This window comes from Roseisolibacter agri (assembly GCF_030159095.1).
Taxonomy (GTDB): domain Bacteria; phylum Gemmatimonadota; class Gemmatimonadetes; order Gemmatimonadales; family Gemmatimonadaceae; genus Roseisolibacter; species Roseisolibacter agri.
In genome coordinates, this window is record NZ_BRXS01000005.1 from 598,958 (window position 1) to 620,687 (window position 21,730).

Annotated in this window: 20 protein-coding genes; 3 read left to right on the top strand and 17 right to left on the bottom strand. The window is 74.9% G+C overall.

Annotation, left to right across the window (positions count from 1 at the left end):
• Positions 1 to 62 precede the first annotated feature (62 nt).
• From rosag_RS18090 to rosag_RS18150, 13 genes are all read right to left on the bottom strand, one after another.
• On the bottom strand, positions 63 to 515 hold the full coding sequence (locus tag rosag_RS18090; RefSeq protein ID WP_284351574.1) for a hypothetical protein: 453 nt from the start codon (positions 513 to 515) through the stop codon (positions 63 to 65).
• A gap of 119 nt (positions 516 to 634) precedes the next feature.
• A complete protein-coding gene (locus rosag_RS18095; protein WP_284351575.1) occupies positions 635 to 2,233 on the bottom strand; it encodes a DHA2 family efflux MFS transporter permease subunit in 1,599 nt (532 codons plus the stop codon).
• A 25-nt stretch (positions 2,234 to 2,258) separates the two neighbouring features.
• On the bottom strand, positions 2,259 to 3,401 hold the full coding sequence (locus rosag_RS18100) for an HlyD family secretion protein (protein WP_284351576.1): 1,143 nt from the start codon (positions 3,399 to 3,401) through the stop codon (positions 2,259 to 2,261).
• A 92-nt stretch (positions 3,402 to 3,493) separates the two neighbouring features.
• Entirely contained in the window at positions 3,494 to 4,870 is a 1,377-nt protein-coding gene (locus rosag_RS18105; protein ID WP_284351577.1) for a TolC family protein, read from the bottom strand.
• Entirely contained in the window at positions 4,867 to 5,529 is a 663-nt protein-coding gene (locus tag rosag_RS18110; protein WP_284351578.1) for a TetR/AcrR family transcriptional regulator, read from the bottom strand. The genes rosag_RS18105 and rosag_RS18110 overlap by 4 nt, the downstream gene beginning before the upstream one ends.
• 223 nt (positions 5,530 to 5,752) lie before the next feature.
• Complete coding sequence (locus tag rosag_RS18115) at positions 5,753 to 5,926, bottom strand: hypothetical protein (protein ID WP_284351579.1); 174 nt, start codon at positions 5,924 to 5,926, stop codon at positions 5,753 to 5,755.
• A gap of 37 nt (positions 5,927 to 5,963) precedes the next feature.
• Positions 5,964 to 6,425 carry a peptidylprolyl isomerase gene (locus rosag_RS18120; RefSeq protein WP_284351580.1) on the bottom strand — a complete coding sequence of 154 codons (462 nt, stop codon included), beginning with the start codon at positions 6,423 to 6,425 and terminating at the stop codon, positions 5,964 to 5,966.
• A 25-nt stretch (positions 6,426 to 6,450) separates the two neighbouring features.
• Positions 6,451 to 7,272 carry a glycosyltransferase family 2 protein gene (locus tag rosag_RS18125; RefSeq protein WP_284351581.1) on the bottom strand — a complete coding sequence of 274 codons (822 nt, stop codon included), beginning with the start codon at positions 7,270 to 7,272 and terminating at the stop codon, positions 6,451 to 6,453.
• A gap of 7 nt (positions 7,273 to 7,279) precedes the next feature.
• On the bottom strand, positions 7,280 to 8,137 hold the full coding sequence (locus rosag_RS18130) for a glycosyltransferase family 2 protein (RefSeq protein WP_284351582.1): 858 nt from the start codon (positions 8,135 to 8,137) through the stop codon (positions 7,280 to 7,282).
• 14 nt (positions 8,138 to 8,151) lie between these two features.
• Positions 8,152 to 8,796: an endonuclease III gene (gene nth / locus rosag_RS18135; RefSeq protein ID WP_345784853.1), complete on the bottom strand. Its 645-nt coding sequence runs from the start codon at positions 8,794 to 8,796 to the stop codon at positions 8,152 to 8,154.
• A gap of 34 nt (positions 8,797 to 8,830) precedes the next feature.
• Positions 8,831 to 10,585, bottom strand: coding sequence for a DNA polymerase/3'-5' exonuclease PolX (gene polX / locus rosag_RS18140; RefSeq protein WP_284351584.1), 1,755 nt, complete (start codon positions 10,583 to 10,585; stop codon positions 8,831 to 8,833).
• A 452-nt stretch (positions 10,586 to 11,037) separates the two neighbouring features.
• Positions 11,038 to 11,967, bottom strand: a complete 930-nt coding sequence (locus tag rosag_RS18145) for an alpha/beta fold hydrolase (protein WP_284351585.1) — start codon at positions 11,965 to 11,967, stop codon at positions 11,038 to 11,040.
• Positions 11,968 to 12,025: 58 nt separating this feature from the next.
• Positions 12,026 to 12,289 carry a hypothetical protein gene (locus rosag_RS18150; RefSeq protein ID WP_284351586.1) on the bottom strand — a complete coding sequence of 88 codons (264 nt, stop codon included), beginning with the start codon at positions 12,287 to 12,289 and terminating at the stop codon, positions 12,026 to 12,028.
• 183 nt (positions 12,290 to 12,472) lie between these two features.
• Between rosag_RS18150 and rosag_RS18155 the strand changes: the two genes are divergently transcribed.
• The 3 genes from rosag_RS18155 to rosag_RS18165 all read left to right on the top strand — a co-directional run bounded on the left by rosag_RS18155 (position 12,473) and on the right by rosag_RS18165 (position 16,821).
• Positions 12,473 to 13,063 carry an RNA polymerase sigma-70 factor gene (locus tag rosag_RS18155; protein WP_284351587.1) on the top strand — a complete coding sequence of 197 codons (591 nt, stop codon included), beginning with the start codon at positions 12,473 to 12,475 and terminating at the stop codon, positions 13,061 to 13,063.
• A gap of 66 nt (positions 13,064 to 13,129) precedes the next feature.
• A complete protein-coding gene (locus tag rosag_RS18160; RefSeq protein ID WP_284351588.1) occupies positions 13,130 to 14,149 on the top strand; it encodes a FecR family protein in 1,020 nt (339 codons plus the stop codon).
• Between the two features lie 23 nt (positions 14,150 to 14,172).
• Positions 14,173 to 16,821: a TonB-dependent receptor gene (locus rosag_RS18165; protein ID WP_284351589.1), complete on the top strand. Its 2,649-nt coding sequence runs from the start codon at positions 14,173 to 14,175 to the stop codon at positions 16,819 to 16,821.
• Between the two features lie 27 nt (positions 16,822 to 16,848).
• Here rosag_RS18165 and rosag_RS18170 read toward each other — a convergent pair whose 3' ends face one another.
• The 4 genes from rosag_RS18170 to rosag_RS18185 all read right to left on the bottom strand — a co-directional run bounded on the left by rosag_RS18170 (position 16,849) and on the right by rosag_RS18185 (position 21,625).
• Positions 16,849 to 17,751 (bottom strand): histone deacetylase family protein, encoded by a 903-nt coding sequence (locus tag rosag_RS18170; protein WP_284351590.1) that lies wholly within the window; start codon positions 17,749 to 17,751, stop codon positions 16,849 to 16,851.
• Between the two features lie 100 nt (positions 17,752 to 17,851).
• Positions 17,852 to 19,159 carry a metal-dependent hydrolase family protein gene (locus rosag_RS18175; RefSeq protein ID WP_284351591.1) on the bottom strand — a complete coding sequence of 436 codons (1,308 nt, stop codon included), beginning with the start codon at positions 19,157 to 19,159 and terminating at the stop codon, positions 17,852 to 17,854.
• Between the two features lie 52 nt (positions 19,160 to 19,211).
• A complete protein-coding gene (locus rosag_RS18180) occupies positions 19,212 to 20,168 on the bottom strand; it encodes a CPBP family intramembrane glutamic endopeptidase (protein ID WP_284351592.1) in 957 nt (318 codons plus the stop codon).
• On the bottom strand, positions 20,165 to 21,625 hold the full coding sequence (locus rosag_RS18185; protein WP_284351593.1) for a M20/M25/M40 family metallo-hydrolase: 1,461 nt from the start codon (positions 21,623 to 21,625) through the stop codon (positions 20,165 to 20,167). The genes rosag_RS18180 and rosag_RS18185 overlap by 4 nt, the downstream gene beginning before the upstream one ends.
• Positions 21,626 to 21,730 lie beyond the last annotated feature (105 nt).

The window sequence follows — 21,730 nt, forward strand, 5'->3', positions numbered from 1 at the left end:
GAACGGGCCGGGCCTCCCCGCGGGGAGGCCCGGCCCGTTCGTCGTACGGCCGGCGCGTGCCGTTACTTGCTGTCCTCGGACAGGCCGCCGCACGCGATGACGACGTCGCTGCCGCGCTCCTGCAGGATGTCCACGTGGTACGCGTCGCCGCTGGGCAGCGCGATCGGCAGGTTCACCGCGAGCGTCATCGAACCGTCGCCGCGCGTCTGCAGCGGACGGTAGGCCGCGATCGGCCCGAGCTCCGCGCCGCGCTCCCCGCACTGGCCCTTGCGGATGATCCACCCGAGCTGCGCGTTGGCCGGGCCGTTGAGGATCTCCACCCGGGCGCGCGTCTCGCCGTCCTTCCGTCCCTTCGTGAGCGTCAGCGTGCCCTGCAGCCGACCGCCGCTCGATGCCACCAGCGTGGCGACGACCTTCACGTCCTGGGCGCGCGGAGAGGCGTGCGGGGCGGGGCGCGTCGCCGACGCGAGCGCGGCGGCGGCGAGCATGGCGAGCGAGAGCGGCGACGCGATCATGGCGGTGGCGGACGGTGGGAGGACGGGAACTCGAGGCCCAACATACGGGCCGCGCCGACGATGTCGAGGGCGTCGCCGGCGGTCCGGCCGTTCGCGTGCCGTGCGCGATCAGCGCCCGATCAGTGCGCGTCCACCGCCGCCGCCGCGCCGCCGCGGTTCCGCCGCAGCAGGAACACCGCCGGGATCACGCACAGGAACGACAGCAGGATGAACAGCCACGAGTCGTTGTAGGCGAGCATCGCGGCCTGCTTCTGCAGCGTCCCGTCGAGCGCGGCGTAGGCGCGCTGCTGCGCGTCCATGAGCGAGGCGCCCTTCGCCTGGAAGCCCATGACGAGCGCGCGGAAGCGCTCCTCGAACGCGGGGTTGCCGGCGTAGTAGTTCTGCACGAGGTCCACGCGGTGCAGCTGCGTGTGCCGCGTGAGGTACGTCCCCAGCACCGCGATGCCGAACGAGCCGCCGAGCTGGCGCGACAGGTTGATGAGCCCCGACGCCTGCTGCGCCTCGTGCGGCTTGAGGCTCCCGAACGCGACGTTGTTGATGGGCGTGAACAGCAGCCCCAGCGCCGCGCCGCGGATGATCAGCGCGTGGCGCGCGTCCACCTCTCCGGCGGCGACCGTCAGGTGCCCGAGGTCCCACATCGACCAGAGCATCAGCGCCATGCCGATCAGGATCAGCACGCGCGCGTCGGCCTTGGGCTTCGCGCCGTTGAGCAGGAAGCCGCACACCACCGCCACCGCCGCCGTCGCGAGGCCGCCCGGCAGCATCGCGAGCCCGGTCTCCGTCGGCGTGAACCCGAGCACGCTCTGCGTGAAGAGCGGGAAGAGGATCGCGCCGCCGAACAGGCCGAAGCCGAGGATGACGAACAGCAGGATCGACGCGGCGAGGTTCCGGTTCTTCAGCACGCGCAGCTGGATCACCGGGTGCGTGTTGCGCGGCGACAGCTGCCACCAGAGCAGCCCGAGCAGCGACACCGCCGCGACGATCGACAGGTTCACGATGAGCTGGTCGGAGAACCAGTCGTGCGCGTTCCCCTCCTCCAGCACGTACTGCAGCGAGCCGACGCCCGCGATCAGCAGCGCGATGCCGAGCCAGTCCACCGGGCCGGTGCGGCGCTGGTGCTCCGGCGGGTCGTGCAGGAAGGTCGTCACCAGGAACGCCGAGACGATCCCGATCGGCACGTTGATGAAGAAGCACCACGCCCACGCGTAGTTGTCGGTGATCCACCCGCCGAGCGTGGGGCCGATCGTGGGCGCGACGATGATGCCGAGCAGGAAGATCGCCTGGACGATGCCCTGCTCCTCCTTCGGGAAGATCTGGCGCAGCGTCGCCTGCGCGGTGGAGAGCAGCGCCGCGCCGCCCGCGCCCTGCAGCAGCCGCCACGCCACCAGCTCGCCGAGGCTGCTGGCGGTGCCGCACAGGAACGACGCGACGATGAACAGCACGATCGAGAACGTCAGGTAGCGCTTGCGCCCGAACGTCTCGGTGAAGAACGCGGTCATCGGCAGCACGACGACGTTCGCCAGGATGTACGACGTGCTCACCCAGGCGATCTCGGTCGACGTGGCGCCGAGGTTCCCGGCCATCTGCGGCAGCGCGACGTTGATGATGGTGGTGTCGAGCACCTCCATCACCGCGGCCGTGATCAGGCCGAGCAGGATCAGCCAGCGGTACTTCTCGATGCCCTCCGCGTGCGCGGAGGGCGGGACGGCGGTAGCCATGATGCGTGGCGCGTCAGCCGTTGACTCAGCGCGTGCGGGCGTGCGCGATGACGCTCATGCCCGGGCGCAGCGGCCGCTCGGCGCCGAGGCCGCGCGTCACCTTGATGCGCACCGGCACGCGCTGCACGACCTTGGTGAAGTTGCCCGTCGCGTTGTCGGGCGGCAGCAGCGCGAAGCGCGCGCCGGTGGCCGAGCCGATGCTCTCGACGACGCCCTCGACCTTCGCGCCCTCGTAGGCGTCGACGTCGATCTCCACCGGCTGCCCGACGCGCAGGCCGCGCAGCTGCGTCTCCTTGTAGTTGGCCGTCACCCACACGCCCGTGTCGGCGACGATCGACATCAGCGTCTGACCCGGCTGCACGAGCTGCCCGACCTCGACGGTCTTCTTGGAGACGTGGCCCGACGCGGGCGCCGTGACCTTCGTGTACGAGAGCTGCAGCGCGGCGTTCTCGCGCTGCGCCTGCGCGCCCGCGAGGCGCGCGCGCGCCAGCCGCACGCCAGCCTGCGCGTTCTCGACGCCCGCGCCGGTGGCCGTGGTCTGCCGCTGCGTGGCCGCGAGCTGCGCGCGCGCGACCGCGACGGCGGCGCGCGCCGCGTCGAGGCTCTGCTGCGACACGATCTGCTGCGCCGCGAGCTCCTGGTAGCGGCGGAAGTCGCTCTCGGCGCGCGCGAGCGTCGCCCGCGCGGCCTCCACCTGCGCGCGGCCCGCGGCGGTCTGGCTGGACGCGGTCTGCACCTGCGCCTCGGCCTGACCGACCTGGCCGCCGGTGCCGGCCGTCGCTTGCGCGGCGGCCAGGTCGGCCTCCGCCTGCGACAGGCGCACGCGGTACTCGGCGTCGTCGATCTGCACCAGCGGCGCGCCGCCGGCGACGGTCTGGTTCTCGACCACGTTGACGGCGCTCACGTAGCCGCCGACCTTCGCGATCACCGGCACGATGTGGCCGTCGACCTGCGCGTTGTCGGTGGACTCGTGCGCCTGCGCGTACATCCACTGCTTGCCGCCCCACGCCGCGCCCGCGAGCACGAGCACGGCGACGACGGGCAGCACGACGTTGCGACGCGAGCCCTTCGCAGGGGCCGCCGGGGCGGCGGGCGCGGCGGCGGGTGGCAGCGGCGCGATCGGCGTGGGCTCCTCGCGGCGTGGCGACTGGGCGGTGGCGGCGGACATGCGGATCTCCGGACGGAAAGCGGCGGCGGGCGCGGACGGCGACCCGGACGTGGGGGAGGGCGAATCGGGATGCGGGCGCGTCATCTCGCGGCTCATGGCAGCTGGGTGACGGCGCCCTGCGCGCGGGCCAGCGCGACGCGCGCGGACTGGTACAGCGACAGCGCATCGACGTACGCAGTGCGTGCGCCGGTGAGGCTCTGCGACGCCGTGACCACGTCCGCGTTGCCGGCGACGCCGGCGCGGAAGCGGTCGCGCGCCTGCGACACCTCGAGCTCGGCCAGCTGCAGCCGCTCGCGCGCCGCGACGAGCTGCTCGCGCGCGCCGCGCAGGTCGAGCAGCGCGCCGCGCACCTCGACGGCGGCCTGCGCCTGCAGGTCGCGGCGGCGCAGCTCGGCCTCGTCGGCCTGCGCGCGCGTCTCCTCCACGCGCGCGCCGCGGCGGAAGCCGTCGAACACGGGGACCGACACCTGCAGCCCCCACGTGTACGTGCCGAGCAGGTGGTTCGCCGTGCGGCCGGTCGCGCCGCCGTCGGCGAAGGCGCCCACCGTGGGCAGCGCCTCCGCGCGCACGGCGGTGATCTGGCGCTGCGCCGCCTCCACCTGCCGCTCGGCGGCGCGCAGGTCGGGGCGCTGCGCGAGCGCGCGCGATACCGCGGTGGCGTCGTCGGGGAGCGTCTCGTCGACCGGGAGCGTCGTGAGCGCGTCGGTCAGGCGGATCGCCGCATCGAGCGGCAGGTCGAGCGCGCGCAGCAGCTCCAGGCGCGTGCGGTCACGCTCGTTGCGCGCGGCGATGAGCTGCGCGCGCGTGCCGGCCAGCTGCGCGCGGGCGCGCGTCACGTCGAGCGCGACGCCCGTGCCGGCGCGCAGCTGCTGATCGGCGATCGACACCAGCTCCGCCGCCAGCGTCGAGTCGGCGCGGCGGTTCTCCACCTGCGCCTCGGCGCGCTGCACACGCAGGTACGACGTGGCGGCGACGGCGGCGGCCTGCTCGGCCTGCGCGCCGGCGTCGGCGCGCGTGGCGTCGGCCTGCCCGCGCGCGGCGCGCACGCGCTCCACCGCGCTCAGGTCCAGCAGCGGCGCGGCCACGCGGGCGCGCAGGTCGAGCACCTGGATCGGGCCCATGATCTGCCCGTTCGGGTCGAACACCGGCGGGTTCGGCTGCCCCGTCACCGGATTGGTGCCGGTGGGGAAGTCGATGCCCAGCGTCGCCGTGTTGAAGGTGCGCGTGTTGTCGCTCGCGGCGCCCGTCACGTTCGGCAGCAGGTCGGCGCGGCGCTGCGTCACGCGCGCGTCGGCCTGGCGGGCGCGCAGCAGCGCGGCCTGCGCGGGCGCGCTGCGGACCGCCGCCAGCCGCGCGGCCTGGCCGAGCGTGAGCTGCGTGTCGGGACGGACGGGCGCGGGCGTCTGCGCGGGCAGCGCGGGAGCCGCGACCGCGAGGAGCGCGGCGAGGACGGGAAGGCGGGCGCTCATCGGATCGCCTCGCACTTGGCGTCGGGGCGCAGGGCGTGGAAGACGAACTGGCAGACCTGGTCGCGCGTCGTGGCGGCGGAGGCGCCAGCGCGCTGCTCGGGCGGGAGCGCCTTGGTGGCCCACATCGCCTGCGCGATCAGCAGCGAGGCGATCATGCGCGTCGCGACGGCCGGATCGACCGGACGGAAGACGCCCTCGGCCACGCCGCGCGTGATCACGTCGCCGACGATGCGATGGGCGCGCGCCGGGACCTCGCGGATGTAGAAGTCGGCCAGGTCGGGGAAGCGGTGCAGCTCGCCGACCACCAGCCGGTAGACCGTCTGGAACTCGGGGGTGCAGACGAACTCCCACCAGCCGGCCATGAAGGTGCGCAGCAGCTCGGCCGGCCCGGTGGCGGCCGCGTCGGCGAGCTCGCGCTCGGCCTGATCGAGGCGGGCCACGATGGTGCGGCGGACGACCTCCCGGAACAGCTCTTCCTTGTTCGGGAAGTAGAGGTAGATGGTTCCCTTGGCGACGCCGGCGCGCTGGGCGATGTCGTCCAGGCGGGCGCCGGCGAGGCCGTGCTCCCCGAAGGCGGCGAGCGCCGCCTCGACGATCTGCGCGGGGCGCTCGTCGGGGGCGCGGCGTCGGCCGGAGTCGAGCGGCGGTCGGACGGTCATATGTGCAACTGACTGGTCAGTCATCATCTCGGGTCGAGAAAGGGCGCCGAGGCGCCCGGACGTGCATGGTCGGTCGTGTGGTGACTGACCGGTCAGTAAAGCTAGCGGCTCAGGGGCGCGATGCAAGCGGGCCCCGGCACGCCCGGAACGACGACGCCCCCGCCAGCGCAGCGCTGGCGGGGGCGTCGCGACGGACGGGGGAACCGGTCCGCCTACGCGCGTCCTACTTGTGCGCCTCGACGGCGGCGCCCTTCTCGGCCGCGCCGTGTCCGGCGTAGCGGGCGTTGGTGAACTGCACCATCCCGTACATGAAGGCGCCGAGGAGGATCATGCCGACGAACAGGCCGACGAACGCCGGACCCTTGTCCTGGCTCACGTCGTGGTGGGAAGCGGACATGGCGGTGGAAGCGGTGGAGACAGAGGGGACGGCGCGGTCAGGCGACGCGCACGGAGGTCATGGTGTCGTTCTGCACGATCTTCTTCACCACGTCGAGCCCCTCGACGACCTTCCCGAAGACGGTGTGGACGCCGTTCAGGTGCCGCGTGTTGCGCTCGCTGAGCACGATGAAGAACTGGCTGCCGCCCGTGTTCGGGCCGGCGTGCGCCATCGACAGCGCGCCCTCCTCGTGCTTGTGCGGGTTGCCCACCAGCTCGTCGGGGATCGTGTAGCCCGGGCCGCCCGTGCCGACGGGGCCCTTGGCGTGCTCCCCGCCCTTGGTGTACGGGTCGCCGCCCTGGATCACGAACTCCGGGATCACGCGGTGGAACTTCACCCCGTCGTAGAAGCCGTCGTTGGCGAGCTTCTCGAAGTTGGCGACGGTCTTGGGCGCCTCGGCCTCGTAGAGCTCGGCGACGATGGTGCCCTTGTTGGTCTCGAAGGTGGCGCGCTTGGTCATGTGGGCTGGTGAAGGACGTCCAAAGCTAATCCGCCCGCCCCGCAGGCAGGTAGCGGTCCAGCCCCTCCGCCGCGCGGCTGGCCCCCGTGCGCACGATCGCCTCGTACAGCTGGTGGTTGCCGTCGAGCGCGGCGCGCGCCCGCTCGTCGTGCCACAGGTGGAAGACGATCCCGCCGAACTTGAGGAGCCGGCGGGCGAGCCCCGCGGCCAGCATGCGCGCCGTGAACTCGCTGTCCTCGCGGCCCCAGCCCACGAACTGCTCGTTGAAGCCGTTCACGCGCACCGCGTCCGCGCGCCAGTACGCCATGTTGCAGCCGCGCGTGCCGCGCAGCGGATCGGCGTTGGGCGGCACGAGGCGCGACAGCAGCGGCAGCGACAGCGCGTAGTGGCGGTTGCGCAGCCCGCGGTCGAACGCGCCGAAGCGCGTGTCGCCGGCCGCCAGCGCGCGCGCCGAGCGGGCCTGGTCGACGAGCACGCGGCTCCCCTGCACGAAGGTGCCGGGCCGCGCGAACGCGACGTGCGACGCCACGAAGCCCGGGTGCAGCACGCAGTCGCCGTCGACCATCAGCACGTAGTCGCCGGTGGCGCGGGCCAGCGCGCGGTTGCGGATGGCCGAGAGGCGGAAGCCCTCGTCGGGATGCCACACGTGCACGAGCGGCACGCCGGCGTCGGCGAAGCGCGGCACGAGCGAGGCGACGAGCGCCGCGGTGTCGTCGCGCGAGCCGTCGTCCGCCACCAGCACCTCGGTGGGCCGCTGCCGCTGCGCGAGCGCGGAGCGCAGCACGAGCGCGAGCGCCGCCGGCCAGTTGTACGTCGAGACGAGCAGCGACGTCGTCGGCGCCGTCATGCCGCGCTCACGGCGTGGGATCGACGCGGGGCGCGCGCACGTCGAGGTGCGCCTCGAGGTGCGCCTCGAGGTGCGCGTCGAGCCCGCGCGCGCAGCGCACCACGCGCCCCGCGACGATCTCGTGCAGCGCGCGCTCCTGCTCGGGCACCGCGTGCCGCGAGCACTCCGGGTGCCACAGGTGGTAGCCGACGCCCGCGAACTTCAGCTTGCGGCGCACCAGCCCCGCGTTGAGCAGCCGCGCGGCGAACTCGCTGTCCTCGCGCCCCCACCCCTCGAACTCCTCGTTCCACCCGTTCACGCGCAGCGCGTCGTCGCGCCAGAAGGCGAAGTTGACGCCGCGCGTGCCGCGCAGGTGCTCCTGCGACGTCGGCACGAGGGCCGAGAGCCACGGCAGGTGCAGCGCGTTGACGCGGTTCTTGAGGCCCGCGTCGAGCGCGTGGAAGCGCGTCTCGCGCCGCGCGATCGCCTCGCGCGTGCGCTCGGGGCGCACGAGCACGCGGCTCCCCTGCACGAACGAGCCGCGCCGCGCGAACGCCGCGTGCGACGCCAGGAACGCGGGGTGGAGGATCAGGTCCTGGTCGATCTGCACGACGTAGTCGCCGGTGGCGCGCGCCAGCGCCGCGTTGAGGATGCGCGCCTTGCGGAAGCCCGCGTCCTCCTGCCAGACGTGCAGCAGCGCGATGCCGCGCGCGGCGAACGCCGGCACCAGCCCGCGCACCATCGCGCCCGTCTCCTCGCGCGAGCCGTCGTCGGCGACGACGAGCTGCGACGGCGCCAGCTGCTGGGCGAGCGCGGAGAGGAGCACCAGCTCCAGCGCCTCGGGCCAGTTGTACGTCGAGACCAGCAGCGTCGTCGCGGGGACCATGCGCGGGCTCCCGGTCAGCCGGTGCCCGCCGACGGACAGCGCGCCGCCAGCGCGCAGTCGCCGCAGCGGGGCTTCCGCGCGTCGCACACGCGGCGCCCGTGGAAGATCAGCAGGTGCGAGAGCATCGCCCACGACTCGCGCGGGAAGAGCGGCATCAGCGCCTGCTCGACCTTCACCGGATCGCTCTCCTTCGTCAGCCCGAGGCGCTGGCTGAGCCGCTGCACGTGCGTGTCGACGGTCACGCCCTCGTTGATGCCGTACGCGTTGCCGAGGATGACGTTCGCGGTCTTGCGGCCGACGCCGGGGAGCACGCGCAGCGCGTCCATGGTCGCCGGCACCTGCCCGTCGTGGTCGGCCACCAGCGCCCGCGCCATCGCGATCAGGTTCTTCGCCTTGTTGCGGAAGAAGCCCGTGGACTTCACCAGCTCCTCGACGTCCTCCTGGCGCGCGTCGGCCAGGGCGCGCGCATCGGGATACCGCGCGAACAGCGCCGGCGTCACCAGGTTCACGCGCTTGTCGGTGCACTGCGCGCTGAGGATGGTCGCGCACAGCAGCTCGAACGCGTCGCGGTGATCGAGCTCGCAGTGCGCGTCGGGGTGCAGCTCCGCCAGCCCCGCGTAGACGGCGGTGGCGTGCGCGGGGAGGTCGCGCTTGAGGATCGCCTTGCGGCGGGGCGCGCGCGGCGCGGGCGCGTCAGCCGGCACGCGACGCCTCCCGGCGGCGGCGCGCGAACGCCAGCACGTCGTCCGCCGACCGCGCGTTCAGGATGTCGCCCGGCTCCAGCCACCCCTTGCGCGCGATGCCGACGCCGAACTCCACGTTGTCCAGCCCGCGCGGCGAGTGCGCGTCGGGCCCGATCTCGATCGGCACGCCCAGGCGCTTCGCTTCGCGGCAGAGCCGCCAGTCGAGGTCGAGGCGATGCGGGTCGGCGTTGAGCTCGATCGCGGCGCCCACCTCCGCCGCCTTCTCGATGATCGCCTGCATGTCGATCGCGTACGGCTCGCGCGTCAGCAGCAGCCGCCCCGTGGGATGCCCGAGGATGGTGAGGTGCGGATCGTCGAGCGCCTTCAGCACGCGCGCGGTCATCTCCGCCTCGCCCATGCCGAAGCGCGAGTGGATGCTGCCGATGACGTAGTCGAACGCGTCGAGCGTGCGCGCGTCGTAGTCCACGCTCCCGCACGGGAGGATGTCGGCCTCGATGCCCTTCAGCACGCGAAAGGAATTCCCATCGGCCGCGAGCGCGGCGTTCAGCGCGTCGATCTCGTCGTGCTGGCGGCGCACCGCGTCGGGCGACAGGCCGCCAGCGTACGACGCGCTCTGCGAGTGGTCGGTGATCCCCAGGTAGCGCCAGCCGCGCGCCTGCGCCGCCTCGACCATCTCGGCGATGGTCGCCGCACCGTCGGAGTACTGCGAGTGGCAGTGCAGCACGCCGCGGATGTCGGCCGGCTCGACGAGGCCGGGGAGCGCCGCCTGCGCGGCCGCGTCCACCTCGCCGCGCCCCTCGCGCAGCTCGGGCACGACGAACGCGAGCCCCGCGCGCGCGTACAGCGACGCCTCGTCCGGCACGGGGACGACGTGGCCGTCGGCGTCGCGCAGCTCGTCGCCCGCGAGCGTGAAGCCGCGTGCGTGCAGGCGATGCGTCACCTCGGCGACGTGCTCCGCGCTGCCGGTCGCGCGCCAGAGCGCGACGCCGTACTGCTCGGGGCGCACGCAGTGCAGGTCGAGCTGCGTGCCGTCCACGTAGCGCACGCGCACCGAGCGCCCGCCCGCGCCGACGGCGTCCTTCACGCCCGGCGCGTGCGCGAACGCGCCCGCGACCGCGGCGGGCGCGCCGCGCACGGCGGCCACGACGTCCACGTCGCACACGACCTCGCGGCGGCGGCGGATCGACCCCGCGACCGCGGCCTCCAGCACGTCGGGATGGCGCCGCACGTCGGCGAGCAGGCGCGCGCCCTCGGTGGCGCCCTGCGGGAAGAGCACGCGCGCGCCGCTCTCCTTCAGGAACGCGATCCCCTTCAGGATCCGCTCGGCCGTCTTCTCGCCGAAGCCCTTGAGAGACGCCAGCCGCCCGTCCATCGCGGCCTGCGTCAGCTCCTGCACGGTCTCGATCCCGAGCCCCGCGTGGATGGCGTGGATCTTCGCGGTGCCGAGGCCGGGGATGCGGAGCATCTCGATCAGCCCCTCGGGCGTGTCGTCGGCCAGCCGCTCGAGGTACGACGAGTCGCCCTCCTCGACGAGCTCGCGCAGCACGGACAGGGTGGCCGGCCCGATCCCCGGCACGGTCTCCAGCTCGCCGCTGCGCAGCAGGGGGCCGAGGTCGTCGGTGTCGAGGCCGAGCACCGCGCGCGCCGCCGCCAGGTACGCGCGCGTCTTGAACCGGTTCTCGCCGCGCAGCTCGAGCAGCGCGGCGATGCGGGTCAGGGCATGTGCGGCCGTGCGCGGATCCATGGCCACAATCTAGCCGTCGCGGCCGCGGTCGGCGCGCCCCGCGGTTCAGCGCGCGATCGTTCTTGCCCAGGCCCGCCGTCGGTGTGCCGCGGTGGGTGGGTGGGGGTGACCGCCGGCTCCGGCCGATCGCGGCCGCTGCGGAGCCCGCGTGCGCTGCGCGCCGCAGTCTCCTTGCTGCGATCGGAGCGTCGCTCGGCGGCCACCCCCACCCACCCACCGCCGCGCGCGGTCGCGATGCAACGATGCCTGGCGCGGGAGGCGAGGGGTGCGGAGCCGAGCGACCTGAAATTGGCCGATGAGGAGACTCGCGCACGCGCCGCGTGCGGCGAGGCTCCGACCGGCCAATTTCCGAGCCGGCGGAGTACCCCTCGCCTCCCGCCCGCGCGACACATTCCGCTCCCGCGACGCACGCCTCGAGGACAGGCGGGTTCCGCGCGCCGGAGCGAGCTGCGTCACGCCCCGGTGACCTCGGCGAGGAAGGGGAGCACGGCGGCGAAGAGCGCGTCGGGCTGTTCGACGTACGGGACGTGGCCGCTCTCCTCCAGCACGGTGATCCGGGCGGCGGGGATGGCCCGCGCCGCGGCCTCGGCGGAGGCCAAGGGGATCGGATCCTGCCGCCCGTGCACGATCAGCGTCGGGCAGGTGATCGCCTTCAGGTGCGGCAGCAGGTCGAAGTCGCCCAGGCTCTCCCACACCGACTGCTGGACGCGCCCGGTGACGCGGAACGGCGTCAGGTCGCGCGCGCGGGCCGAGTCGTGGAAGTAGCCGGCGACGCTCAGCTCGAAGGCGCGCTGGCGGTAGGCGTCGGGATCGCGCTCGCGCAGGCCGCTGGCCGTCAGCTCGGCGCGCAGCGCCTGCACGGCCGACGACTGCTGGCGGCGCGCGAACTCGGTCTCGAAGTCGTTTCGGTGCGTGCGCGACAGCGGCGCCGGGTCGATGAGCGTCAGCGACGCGGGCGGGCGCGCGATGACGCGATGCACCTCGCCGAGCGGCGCGCCGACGACGGGCAGGTGCACGCCGGCCGCCTCGAGCGCGTAGAGCATCGCCAGCAGCGCGCCCCACGAGTAGCCGACGAGGTGCAGCGGCCCGTCCACCAGCGCGTCGGCGACGTGCGCGAGGTCCTCGACCTGCGTGCGCCAGGTGACCGTCGCGAGGTTGTCGAACTTGGAGCGTCCGCCGCCGCGCTGGTCGTAGAACACCGCGTCGTGCCGCTCGGCCAGCCGCAGCAGCTGAGGGAGCAGGTAGTCGTGGTGCGCGCCCGGGCCGCCGTGCAGCACGAGGATGCGCGGCGCGCCGGACGGACCCCACGCGGCCCAGTAGAGCGGGACGTCGTTCGCGGGGACGGTGCCGCTCTCGCGCGGCGGGGGAATGGTCGGGGACATGCGCGGAGGGTCACCCCGCGCACGCCCCGCCGTCAACCGGTCGTCGTGCGCGCTGCCGCTACGGGCGGCGGGCGGTGTCGCCGCGCAGGCTGTCCGTACGCATGGTGTCCGGACGTGCCGAGTCGCCGGTCGTGGGCGCCTTGGTGCCGCTGTCGACCATGTTCATGGGGCCCTGCGGCTGCGCCGGCGTGGACTGCAGCGCCGCGCTGTCGGCGGCGGTCGCCGCGGCGGCCGAATCGGCGGTCGCGGACTCGCGGCCGCCGCAGGCGGCGGCCAGCGCGAGCGCGGCGGCCGCGAGGGTGGTGCGAAGGATCGGATTCATCGGTGACTCCGGATGTGGGAGGCCGAGGGGTGCGCAACCCGCGCGCCATCCTCGCCGCGCGATCCCGTACGGCGTCAACCGAACCGCGGTCGCGCGCGGCGGTTGCGCGGCGCCGCGCGCGGGGACAAATCAGCGGCCCCGCCGCTGCCGCCGCGCCCCGCCATCCCATCTTCCGTCGCGACGATGCCGTCGTCCGATCCGCACGGTCCGCCGACGCCGCCCGCGCTCGCGGACGCGGTCGCGCGGGCACGTGCCGGCGACGAGGCGGCGTTCGCGGCGCTCTTCCACGCGCACTACGCGGCGCTGTGCAGCTTCGCGGTGCGCTACGTCCACGAGCGCGCGCTGGCCGAGGAGCTGGTGCAGGAGCTGTTCGCGGCGCTCTGGGAACGGCGCGAGCGGTTCGCCCTGCGCGGCGGCGGCGCGTCGGCGCGCGCCTACCTGTTCGCCGCCGTACGCAACCGCGCGCTGAACCTGCGCGCGCGCCACGCCGTGGAGCGCGACTGGGCCGATGCGGAAGGACGGGCCGACGAGATCACGCTGCATCCGTCGCCGCCATCCGCCGACGCCGCGCTGGAGCAGGCCGAGCTGCACGCGCGGCTGAACGCCGCGATGGCGTCGCTGCCCGAGCGCTGCCGGCTGGTGATGCAGCTGCGCTGGCGCGAGCAGCTGAGCTACGCGGACATCGCCACCGTCATGGGGATCTCCACGAAGGGCGTCGAGAACCAGCTCGCGCGCGGGCTGCGGGCGCTCCGGGGGCTGCTCGGCGAGCGCTAGCCGGGGGCCGTGTGGGGTTTTCGCGATCTCGCCTGTCCGAGATGCAGCGACCCACCCCAGCCCTCCATGTCCGACCGACCCGACTGGCAGACGATCGACCGCTTCCTCGCGGGCGAGGCGACGCCCGAGGACCTCCGCGCGATCGACGCGTGGCGGTCCGCGGCGCCCGGCAACGACGCGCTGCTGCGCACGCTGCGGCAGGGCGGCACGGATGCCGCGGCCTGGGACGCCGATGCGGCGTGGACGCGGGTGACCGCGCGCGTGCGACGCGACGTGCTGCCGCTGCGCGCCCAGGCCCGCGAGCCCGCGCGACGACCGCGGCGGGTGCCGTGGCGCGCGGCGGCCGCGATGCTGCTCGCCGCGGCGGGGGTGGCGACGTGGCGCGAGACGACGCGACGCCGCGCGGCCAGCGCCGATGCCCCGGTCGCGATGTCCACCGTCGTGGCGCCGGCGGAGGGGCGCACCTCGGTCACGCTTCCCGACGGCTCGCGCGTCACGCTGCACGCCGGGAGCCGGCTGCGACACGCCGCCACGCTCGGCGGCGCGAGCGGCCCGCGCGACGTGTTCCTGGACGGCGAGGGCTACTTCGAGGTGACGCACGACGCGCTGCGGCCGTTCCGCGTGCACGCGCGCCATGCGCTGGCGCAGGACCTGGGGACGCGCTTCGTGGTGCGCGCGTCCACCGCGTCGCCGACCGTCGAGGTGGTGGTGGCGGAAGGGCTCGTGTCGCTGCACCGGCGCGACGCCCGCGACAGCGCGCTCGTGCGCCCCGGCGAGCGCGCGCGGCTCGGCGCAACGGGCGAGGCCGTGGTGCAGCCGGTGCCGGACGTGGGCGCGTACACCGAGTGGGCGTCGGGCACGCTCGCGCTGCAGGACGTGACGCTCGCCGACGCGATGCCGCGGCTGGCGCGCTGGTACGACGTGGACGTCGTGCTGGCCGACCGGCAGCTCGCCACGCGGCGCGTCGTCGCGCGCTTCCACGACGCGCCGCTGGCGCAGGTGCTCGACGCGCTGGCGCTCGCACTGGATGCGCGCTGGGAGCGCAGTGGACGCACGGTCACCCTCCATGCCGCGAGGCCGCGATGAGCGCGCGACGTTCTCTCCCCCTGATGCGTGCTTCGCTCCTGCTGATCGCGCTGGGCGCTCCCGCCGTCGCGCGTACGCAGCCCACGCGGGCGCCCGCGACTGCGCCCGGCTACCAGCCGCTCCGTGCCGACGCGCCCGCGCCGCTCGATGCGATGGTGACGCTCGAGGTCGTCCGCACGCCGCTCGCCACCGCGGTGGAGGAGGTCGCGCGGCAGGCGGGGCTCAGCATCGCGTTCGACCGCTCGCTGCCGGGGGTGGACCGGCCGGTGACGCTGCGCGCCGCACGCATCTCCGCGGCCGCGGCGATCCTGCGACTGCTGGACGGCGCACCACTCGCGGCGATGGCGTCCCCGAGCGGCAGCGTCGTGCTGGTAGCGCGTCCCAGCGCCGCGCCGCGCGCGAGCACGGTGCAGGGGCACGTGCGGGACGCGGGAACGGGCGCCGCACTCGCGGGCGCGCGCGTCGAGCTGCTGGGCACGCGCTTCACGACCACGGCGCGCAGCGACGGCCGCTTCGCCTTCGGCACGGTGCCGACCGGCACCTACCGCGTGCGCGTCGTGCAGATGGGGTACCGTCCGGCGCTGCTCGGCCCGGTGACGGTCGACGGGCAGAGCGCCGACTCGGTGCGCGTCGCGCTGGAGCGCGCGCCCACGCCGCTCGGCACCGTCGTCGTGACGCCGGGCCACTACGGCGTCATGGACGGCGCTGCGGACGCCGCGCCGTCGATGAGCCGCGCGCAGATCGAGGCCGCGCCGCAGCTCGGTGAGGACATCTATCGCGCGGTCGGGCAGCTGCCCGGCGTCTCGACCGACGAGTTCGCGGCGGCGTTCTCGGTGCGCGGCTTCGGCGGCGACGAGCTGTACGTCTCGTTCGACGGTCTGGAGCTGATCGAGCCGTTCCACCTCAAGGACATCGGCGGCGGCGCGCTCTCCATCCTCGATGCGTCGGCCATCGGCGCGGTGGAGCTGACGACGGGTGGGTTCGCCGCCGAGTACGGCGATCGCCTGGGCGGCGTGTTCACGATGCGGTCGGTGGAGCCGCGGCGCGATCGCACGCGCACGGCGCTGGGGCTCAGCATCATGAACGCGCGCGCGTCGTCGCAGGGCGGCTTCGCGCGCGGCCGCGGCGGCTGGCTCGTCTCGGCGCGGCGGGGCTACCTCGACATCGCGATGCGCCTGACGTCGATGCACGACTCGCTGCGGCCGCGCTACTACGACGCGTTCGCCAAGGCCGACTACACGCTGCGCGGCGGCGGGCGGCTCGCGGCGCACGTGCTGCGCGCCGGCGACGACCTGGTGTTCCGCGACAGCGACGACGGCTCGCTGCTCAGCGGCTACGCCAGCAGCTACGCGTGGCTGACGTGGGACGGGCGCCCCGACGCGCGGCTGCGCCAGCGCACGGTGGCGTCGGTCGGGCGGCTGACGTGGCGGCGCGACGCCGACGCGCTGGAGCTCGACGCGTTCGGCAGGCGCGGGCCGAGCGCCGCGATCGACGACCGCCGCGTGCTCGACGTGCTGGGCGTGCGGCAGGACTGGAAGCTGGACGTGTCCCCGCGCGCGCTGCTCAAGTGGGGCGTCGACGCGCGGCGCGAGTCGGCGAGCTACGACTACGCGCGGTGGCTGCTGCGCGAGTCGGTCGCCGCGCCGGGACGGATCGCGACGCGGCGCGACACGGTGGCCGCGCAGCGCGCCCTCTCCGGCACGCGCGTGGGCGTCTACCTCGCGCAGCGCGTGCGTCCCGTCGACGCGCTGGCGGTCGAGGTCGGGCTGCGCCACGACCGCGCCTCGGTGGCCGGCGACGCGATCACGAGTCCGCGGCTCAACGTGTCGTGGCAGCCGCGCGCGGGCACCGCGCTCCGGGCCGCGTGGGGGCGCTACTCGCAGTCGCAGCCGCTGGCCGGCATCCAGGTGCAGGACGGCGAGACCGCGCCGTCGCGGGCCGAGCGGTCGACGCAGCGCGTGCTGGGGCTCACGCAGCTGCTGCCGCGCGGCATCACCGCGCGCGCGGAGCTGTACGACCAGCGCGTCGCGCCGCGCCGGCCGCGCTTCGCCAACGTGGGCGGCTCGGTGGGCGAGCTGGTGCCCGAGCTGCTGTGGGACCGCGTGCTCGTCGCCGCCGAGGCCGGACGCGCGCGGGGCGTCGAGCTGCAGCTGGCCGGCGACGGGCGCGGGCGGCTGGACTGGACGGCGGGCTACACGCTGGCGTCGGCGACCGATCGCGTGGACGGGCGCGACGTGCCGCGCCTCACCGACCAGCGCCACGGCGCGCGGCTGGACTGGTCGTATCATCCGCCGTCGAACCGCTGGCGGCTGAGCGTGGCGAGCATGTGGCACACGGGCCGGCCGTTCACGCCGCAGCTGGCCGACGTGGACACGGTGCAGAACGACCCGCAGGTGTTCTGGCTGCTCATGACGCGCCGCGCGGGCGCGCTGGCCTCCGAGCGGCTGCCCGACTACCGCCGCGTGGACGCGCGCTGGACGCGCTGGTTCGACACGCGGCGGGGGCGGGTGTCGGTGTTCGCCGAGGTGTTCAACGTCCTGAACACGCGGAACGTGGGCGCCTACTACACGAACGCGGACGTCGACGGGCAGCGCCGGCAGGTGCGCCTGTACCGCGTGTCCGACAACATGATCCCGCGCCTGCCGACGGCCGGCATCGCGTGGGAGTTCTGAGCGGGCGTCAGACGCGTCGAACGCGCGTCACGCGAACTGCGCGAGGAGCCGCACCGTGTTCAGGTGCACCGCGACCGTGTCGTGCACGTTCCTCCCGTAGCCGCCGGCGATCGTCACGCACACCGGCAGGCCCACCTCGCGGCAGCTCTCCAGCACCATCCAGTCGCGGCGCCGCAGCCCCTCGAACGACAGCGCCAGGCGGCCCAGCCGGTCGCCCACGTGCGGATCGGCGCCGGCCAGGTAGACCACGAGGTCCGGCCGCGCGGCGTGCAGCACGCGCGGCAGGTGCTCGGCCAGCTGCGCGAGGTACGCGGCGTCTCCGGTCCCATCGGGCAGCTCCACGTCCAGCGTGCCCGGCACCTTGTGGAACGGGAAGTTGCGCGCGCCGTGCATGCTGAACGTGAACACGTCCGGGTCGTCGGCGAAGCAGGCGTGCGTGCCGTTCCCCTGGTGCACGTCCAGGTCCACCACCGCCGCGCGGCGCACGTGCCCGTCGCGCTGCAGCCGCCGGATCGCGACCGCGACGTCGTTGAACGTGCAGAAGCCCTCGCCGCGGTGCGGGAAGGCGTGGTGCGTGCCGCCGGCCAGGTTCATCGCGACGCCGTGCTGCAGCGCCGCCTCCGTGGCCTCGCAGGTGCCACGCACCACGCGGTAGGCGCGCTCGACGAACGCCTCGCTCCACGGCAGCCCGATGCGCCGCTGCTCGATGTAGGGGAGCGTGCCGGTCGTCACCTGCGCGACGTACTCCGCGGTGTGCACGAGCCGCAGGTCGTCGAGCGGGACGCGCGGCGGATCGTGCAGCCGCTCCCGCGGCACCAGCCCCTCCGCGAGCACCGCGTCGCGCAGCAGCGCGTACTTGGCCATCGGGAAGCGGTGGCCGTCGGGGAGGGGGATCGCGTAGGCGGCCGAGCTCCAGAGATGGAGCGGCACGACTACGCGGCTCCCCGGGCCGTTCGGCGCTCCGCGCTCGGCGCTCGGCCCGTTCGCGGCGGCGGAGCGAGCGCCGAGCGCGGAGCGCCGACGTGCGGCGTCACCGACTGACCGTCTGCGTACCGGCGGGCGCCCGATAGACCACGCCGTTCTTCATCACGAACGACACGCGCTCCATCACGCGGACGTCCTGCAGCGGATCGCCAGGCACCGCCACGACGTCGGCCAGCTTCCCGGCCGCGAGCGCGCCGAGGTCGCGGCGGCCCAGCAGGTCGGCGGCGCCGGAGGTGGCGGCGCGCAGCGCGTCCGCCGGCGTCATGCCGAACTTCACCATCGTCCCGAACTCGCGGCCGTTGGTGCCGTGCGGGATGACGGCGGCGTCGGTGCCGAAGGCGATCTTCACGCCGGCGCGCACCGCGCGCTCGAAGCTCGTGCGCATGTTCGGCAGCACCGACTCGGCCTTCGCGCGGATGGGCGCGGGCAGCTTGTCGAGCGCGATAGCCTCGCTCAGGTGCAGCGTCGGCACGAGGTACGTGCCGCGCTCCTTCATCATGCGCACCGCCTCGTCGTCGAGGATCGAGCCGTGCTCGATGGACGCGACCCCGGCGCGGATGGCGGCCTTGATCCCCTCGGTGCCGTGCGCGTGCGCGGCGACCTTGAGCCCGTGCCGCCCCGCCTCCTCGACGATCGCGCGCATCTCGGCCTCGGTGAGCTGCTGCGCGCCCACCGACTCCTCGAACGACAGCACGCCGGCCGTCGCGCAGATCTTGATGACCTTCGCGCCGTGCTTGATCTGGTAGCGCGTCGCGCGCAGCGCGGCGTCCGGCCCGTCGGCGACGCCGTCCTCGGGGCCCTGCTCGAGGATGCCGGGCGCGTAGCCCGTGACGTCGCAATGGCCGCCGGTGATGCCGATCGAGTGGCCCGCGGCGATGATGCGCGGCCCCGGGATGATGCCGAGCGAGGTCGCGCGGTCGAGCGCGACGTTCGTGAAGTCGCCCGCGCCGACGTCGCGCACCGTCGTGAAGCCCGCCATCAGCGTCTTCTGCGCGTTGGCGGCGCCGAACAGCGCCTCCATCGCCGGCAGGTCCTTCACCGCGCGGTCGAAGTTGCCGTCGATCTCGCCGGTGAGGTGCACGTGCGCGTCGATCAGCCCGGGCAGCAGGGTCGCGTCGCCGAGGTCGATCACGCGCGCGTCCGCGGGCACGGTCACGCGGTCCGCCGCGCCGGCGGCGACGATGCGGTCGCCGCGCACGACGACGACGCCGTTGCGCACGAGCGTCGATCCGGTGCCGTCGAACAGCCGCGCGGCGCGGAGCACGGTCGCAGCGGGGGCCGGCGCGGCCGGCGTCTGGGCGGCGAGTGGCGCCGCGGCGAGGAGGAGCGTGGCGGCGAGCGGACGGCGGAGCATGGCGGGCGGCGGCACGAGTGGGCGCGCGGCGCCCGCCGTGCGCGGGCGCCCGTCAGCCGGGAAGATGCCGGCGCGTGCGACCCGCGTCGAGGGCGCGGCGGGCGCGCACGCGCGCGGCGGCGTCGCCCATCCCGCGCACGGCCCAGGCGAGCGTCAGCGACGCGAGCGCGAGCGCCACCAGCGCCGGGAAGAAGACCGCGTCGGTGTGGGCCCAGCGGTCGAGCGTGTGCTCGTCGATCTGTGGCAGCGCGCCGCTCAGCATCACCAGCGAGCCGTTGTACGCGCCGTGCAGCACGACGCTCGGCCAGATCGAGCGGGTGCGCCACGCGAGGTAGCCCGAGGCCACGCCGAACGCGATGCGCAGCGGGAGGCCGAACAGGTCGCCGTGCACGACGCCGAACGTCGCCGCGGTGAGGGCGATCGCCGTCCACGCCGCCGTGCGCCGCTCGAGCGAGCGCTGCATCCAGCCGCGGAAGACGAACTCCTCCAGCAGCGGCGCGATCACCGCGACCATCACGAACACCGCCGCGGGGCCGAGCGGCTGGTCGAGGTAGGCGTCGAGGAAGGTCGTCTTGTCGGGCGGGATGCGAATGAAGCGCGGCAGCACGACGAGCGCCGCCATCACGACGGCGACCATCGCCGCGGCGGCGGGCACGATCCAGCGCGCGGCCTCGGGCGCGACGGGCCGGATGCGGAAGGTCGCGAGGCGGCGCCGGTCGGCGCGTGCCGCGCGGCGCGCCACGAACCACCACACGAAGCCCGCCGCGATCGCCCCGTTCAGCAGGACGCCGACGGCCGGCGGGATGTGGAGCTGCGGGATGAGGAAGACGACCTGCGCGCACGCCCAGAACAGCAGCGCGCCGATGCGGCGCAGCCAGAGCGACGCGCCATCCGGACGCCGGCGCGTGGCACCGGTGAGCGGGGCGCCCGCCGCCGGCACGTCGGGGAGCAGCGCGGCGTCCAGGAGCCCGCCCGCGCGCGTGTCGTCGCTCGGCCGCGGCGCCGTCACTGGCCGCGCTGGCCGAGCGTGACGCTGGCGGTCACGCGCTCCGGCGGGGCGCCGGGCGTGGTGGCGCGCAGCACGACGACGCGCACGACGTCGCCCGGCTTGTGGGCGTACAGCGCGTCCGTGTAGGTGTAGAGGTCCGTGATGGGCATGCTGTCCATCTCGACCACCACGTCGCCGGACTTGAGCCCCGCCTTGTCCGCCGGGCTGCCGGGCGTGATCCCCTGCAGGCGCAGCCCCTGCACGCCGTCGCTCGACATGTCGGGGATCGAGCCCAGGTACGGGCGCGGGCCCTGGCTGCTCTGCGGGCCGGCCATGCGCTGCGTCGTGGGCGCGCGCTGGAAGGTGAGGCGCGCGGGCCGGTCGGCGAGGTTGCGGGCGATCGCGTCCGCGAGGTCCACGACGCGCGCGGTGCCCGGCACGTTGATGCGCGCGGCGTCGTCCGTGGCGGCGTGGTAGTCCGCGTGCTGGTCGGTGAAGAAGTGCAGCACCGGGACGTTCTTCGTATAGAAGGAGCTGTGGTCCGACGGCCCGAAGCCGTCGCCGATCCCCTTCACCTGCAGCCGCGGCCCCGCGGCGTTGGCGGAGTCGAGCAGCGCGGGCAGCTCGGTCGCGGTGGCGGTGCCGTACACCAGCAGCCTGTCGTTCGTGAGCCGGCCGACCATGTCGAAGTTCAGCATCGCGGCGATGCTGTCGACGGGCACGGGCGAGTGCTCGACGAACCACTGCGAGCCGAGGAGCCCGAGCTCCTCGCCGCTGAAGGCGACGACCAGGACGGTGCGCCGTCCCGGCTTCGCGGCGAAGCGGCGCGCGAGCTCCATCACCGCGGCGGTGCCGGACGCGTTGTCGTCGGCGCCGTTGCGGATCGCGTCCTCCGCCTTCGGGTCGGTGGAGAACATCTTCTCGCGCCCGAGGTGGTCGTAGTGCGCGCCGAGCACGACGACCTGGCCGCGCAGCGCGGGGTCGGTGCCGGGGATCGTGGCGACGACGTTCTGGGTCGCCAGCCCGCCGGCGCGTCCCGCGTGCGCGAGCGCCGCCGGCCGCGCCTCGAAGCGCTGCAGGTACGACGCGCACGCCGGCGCCACGCCGGACGCGACCTCGCCCGCGCTCTCGGCCTGCACGCGGCCGTCGACGGCGAGGCGCGCGGGCACGGGCCGCGCGCCGTCGATGCGGAGCGTGACGCGCTGGCCGGCGCACGCCTCGCTCTCGACGACGCGCGTCAGCTTGAGCGCGGCGAAACGGCGCGCGATGTACGCGGCCGCGGAGTCGTTGCCGGGGGAGCCGGTGAACCGCCCCTCGAGCCGGTCCGACGCCAGGTAGGCGATGTCGCGGCGCAGCCGCTCCTGGGCCGCCGAGGCGGACACGGGCCGCGCCTGCGCCGCCAGCGCCGTGGGGAGGGCCGCGAGCGGCGCGGCGAGCAGCACGGCGAGGGCGAGCGGGCGGGCAGCGACGGGCGACATGGCGGGGCGGGACGGGGCGGCACGGGGTGCGGGAGTCGGCGCCGCGAGCCGGGCCGCCGGCCGCCGCGCGCTCGAATGTTAACGCCGGGCCGGCGCGCGGCTCCG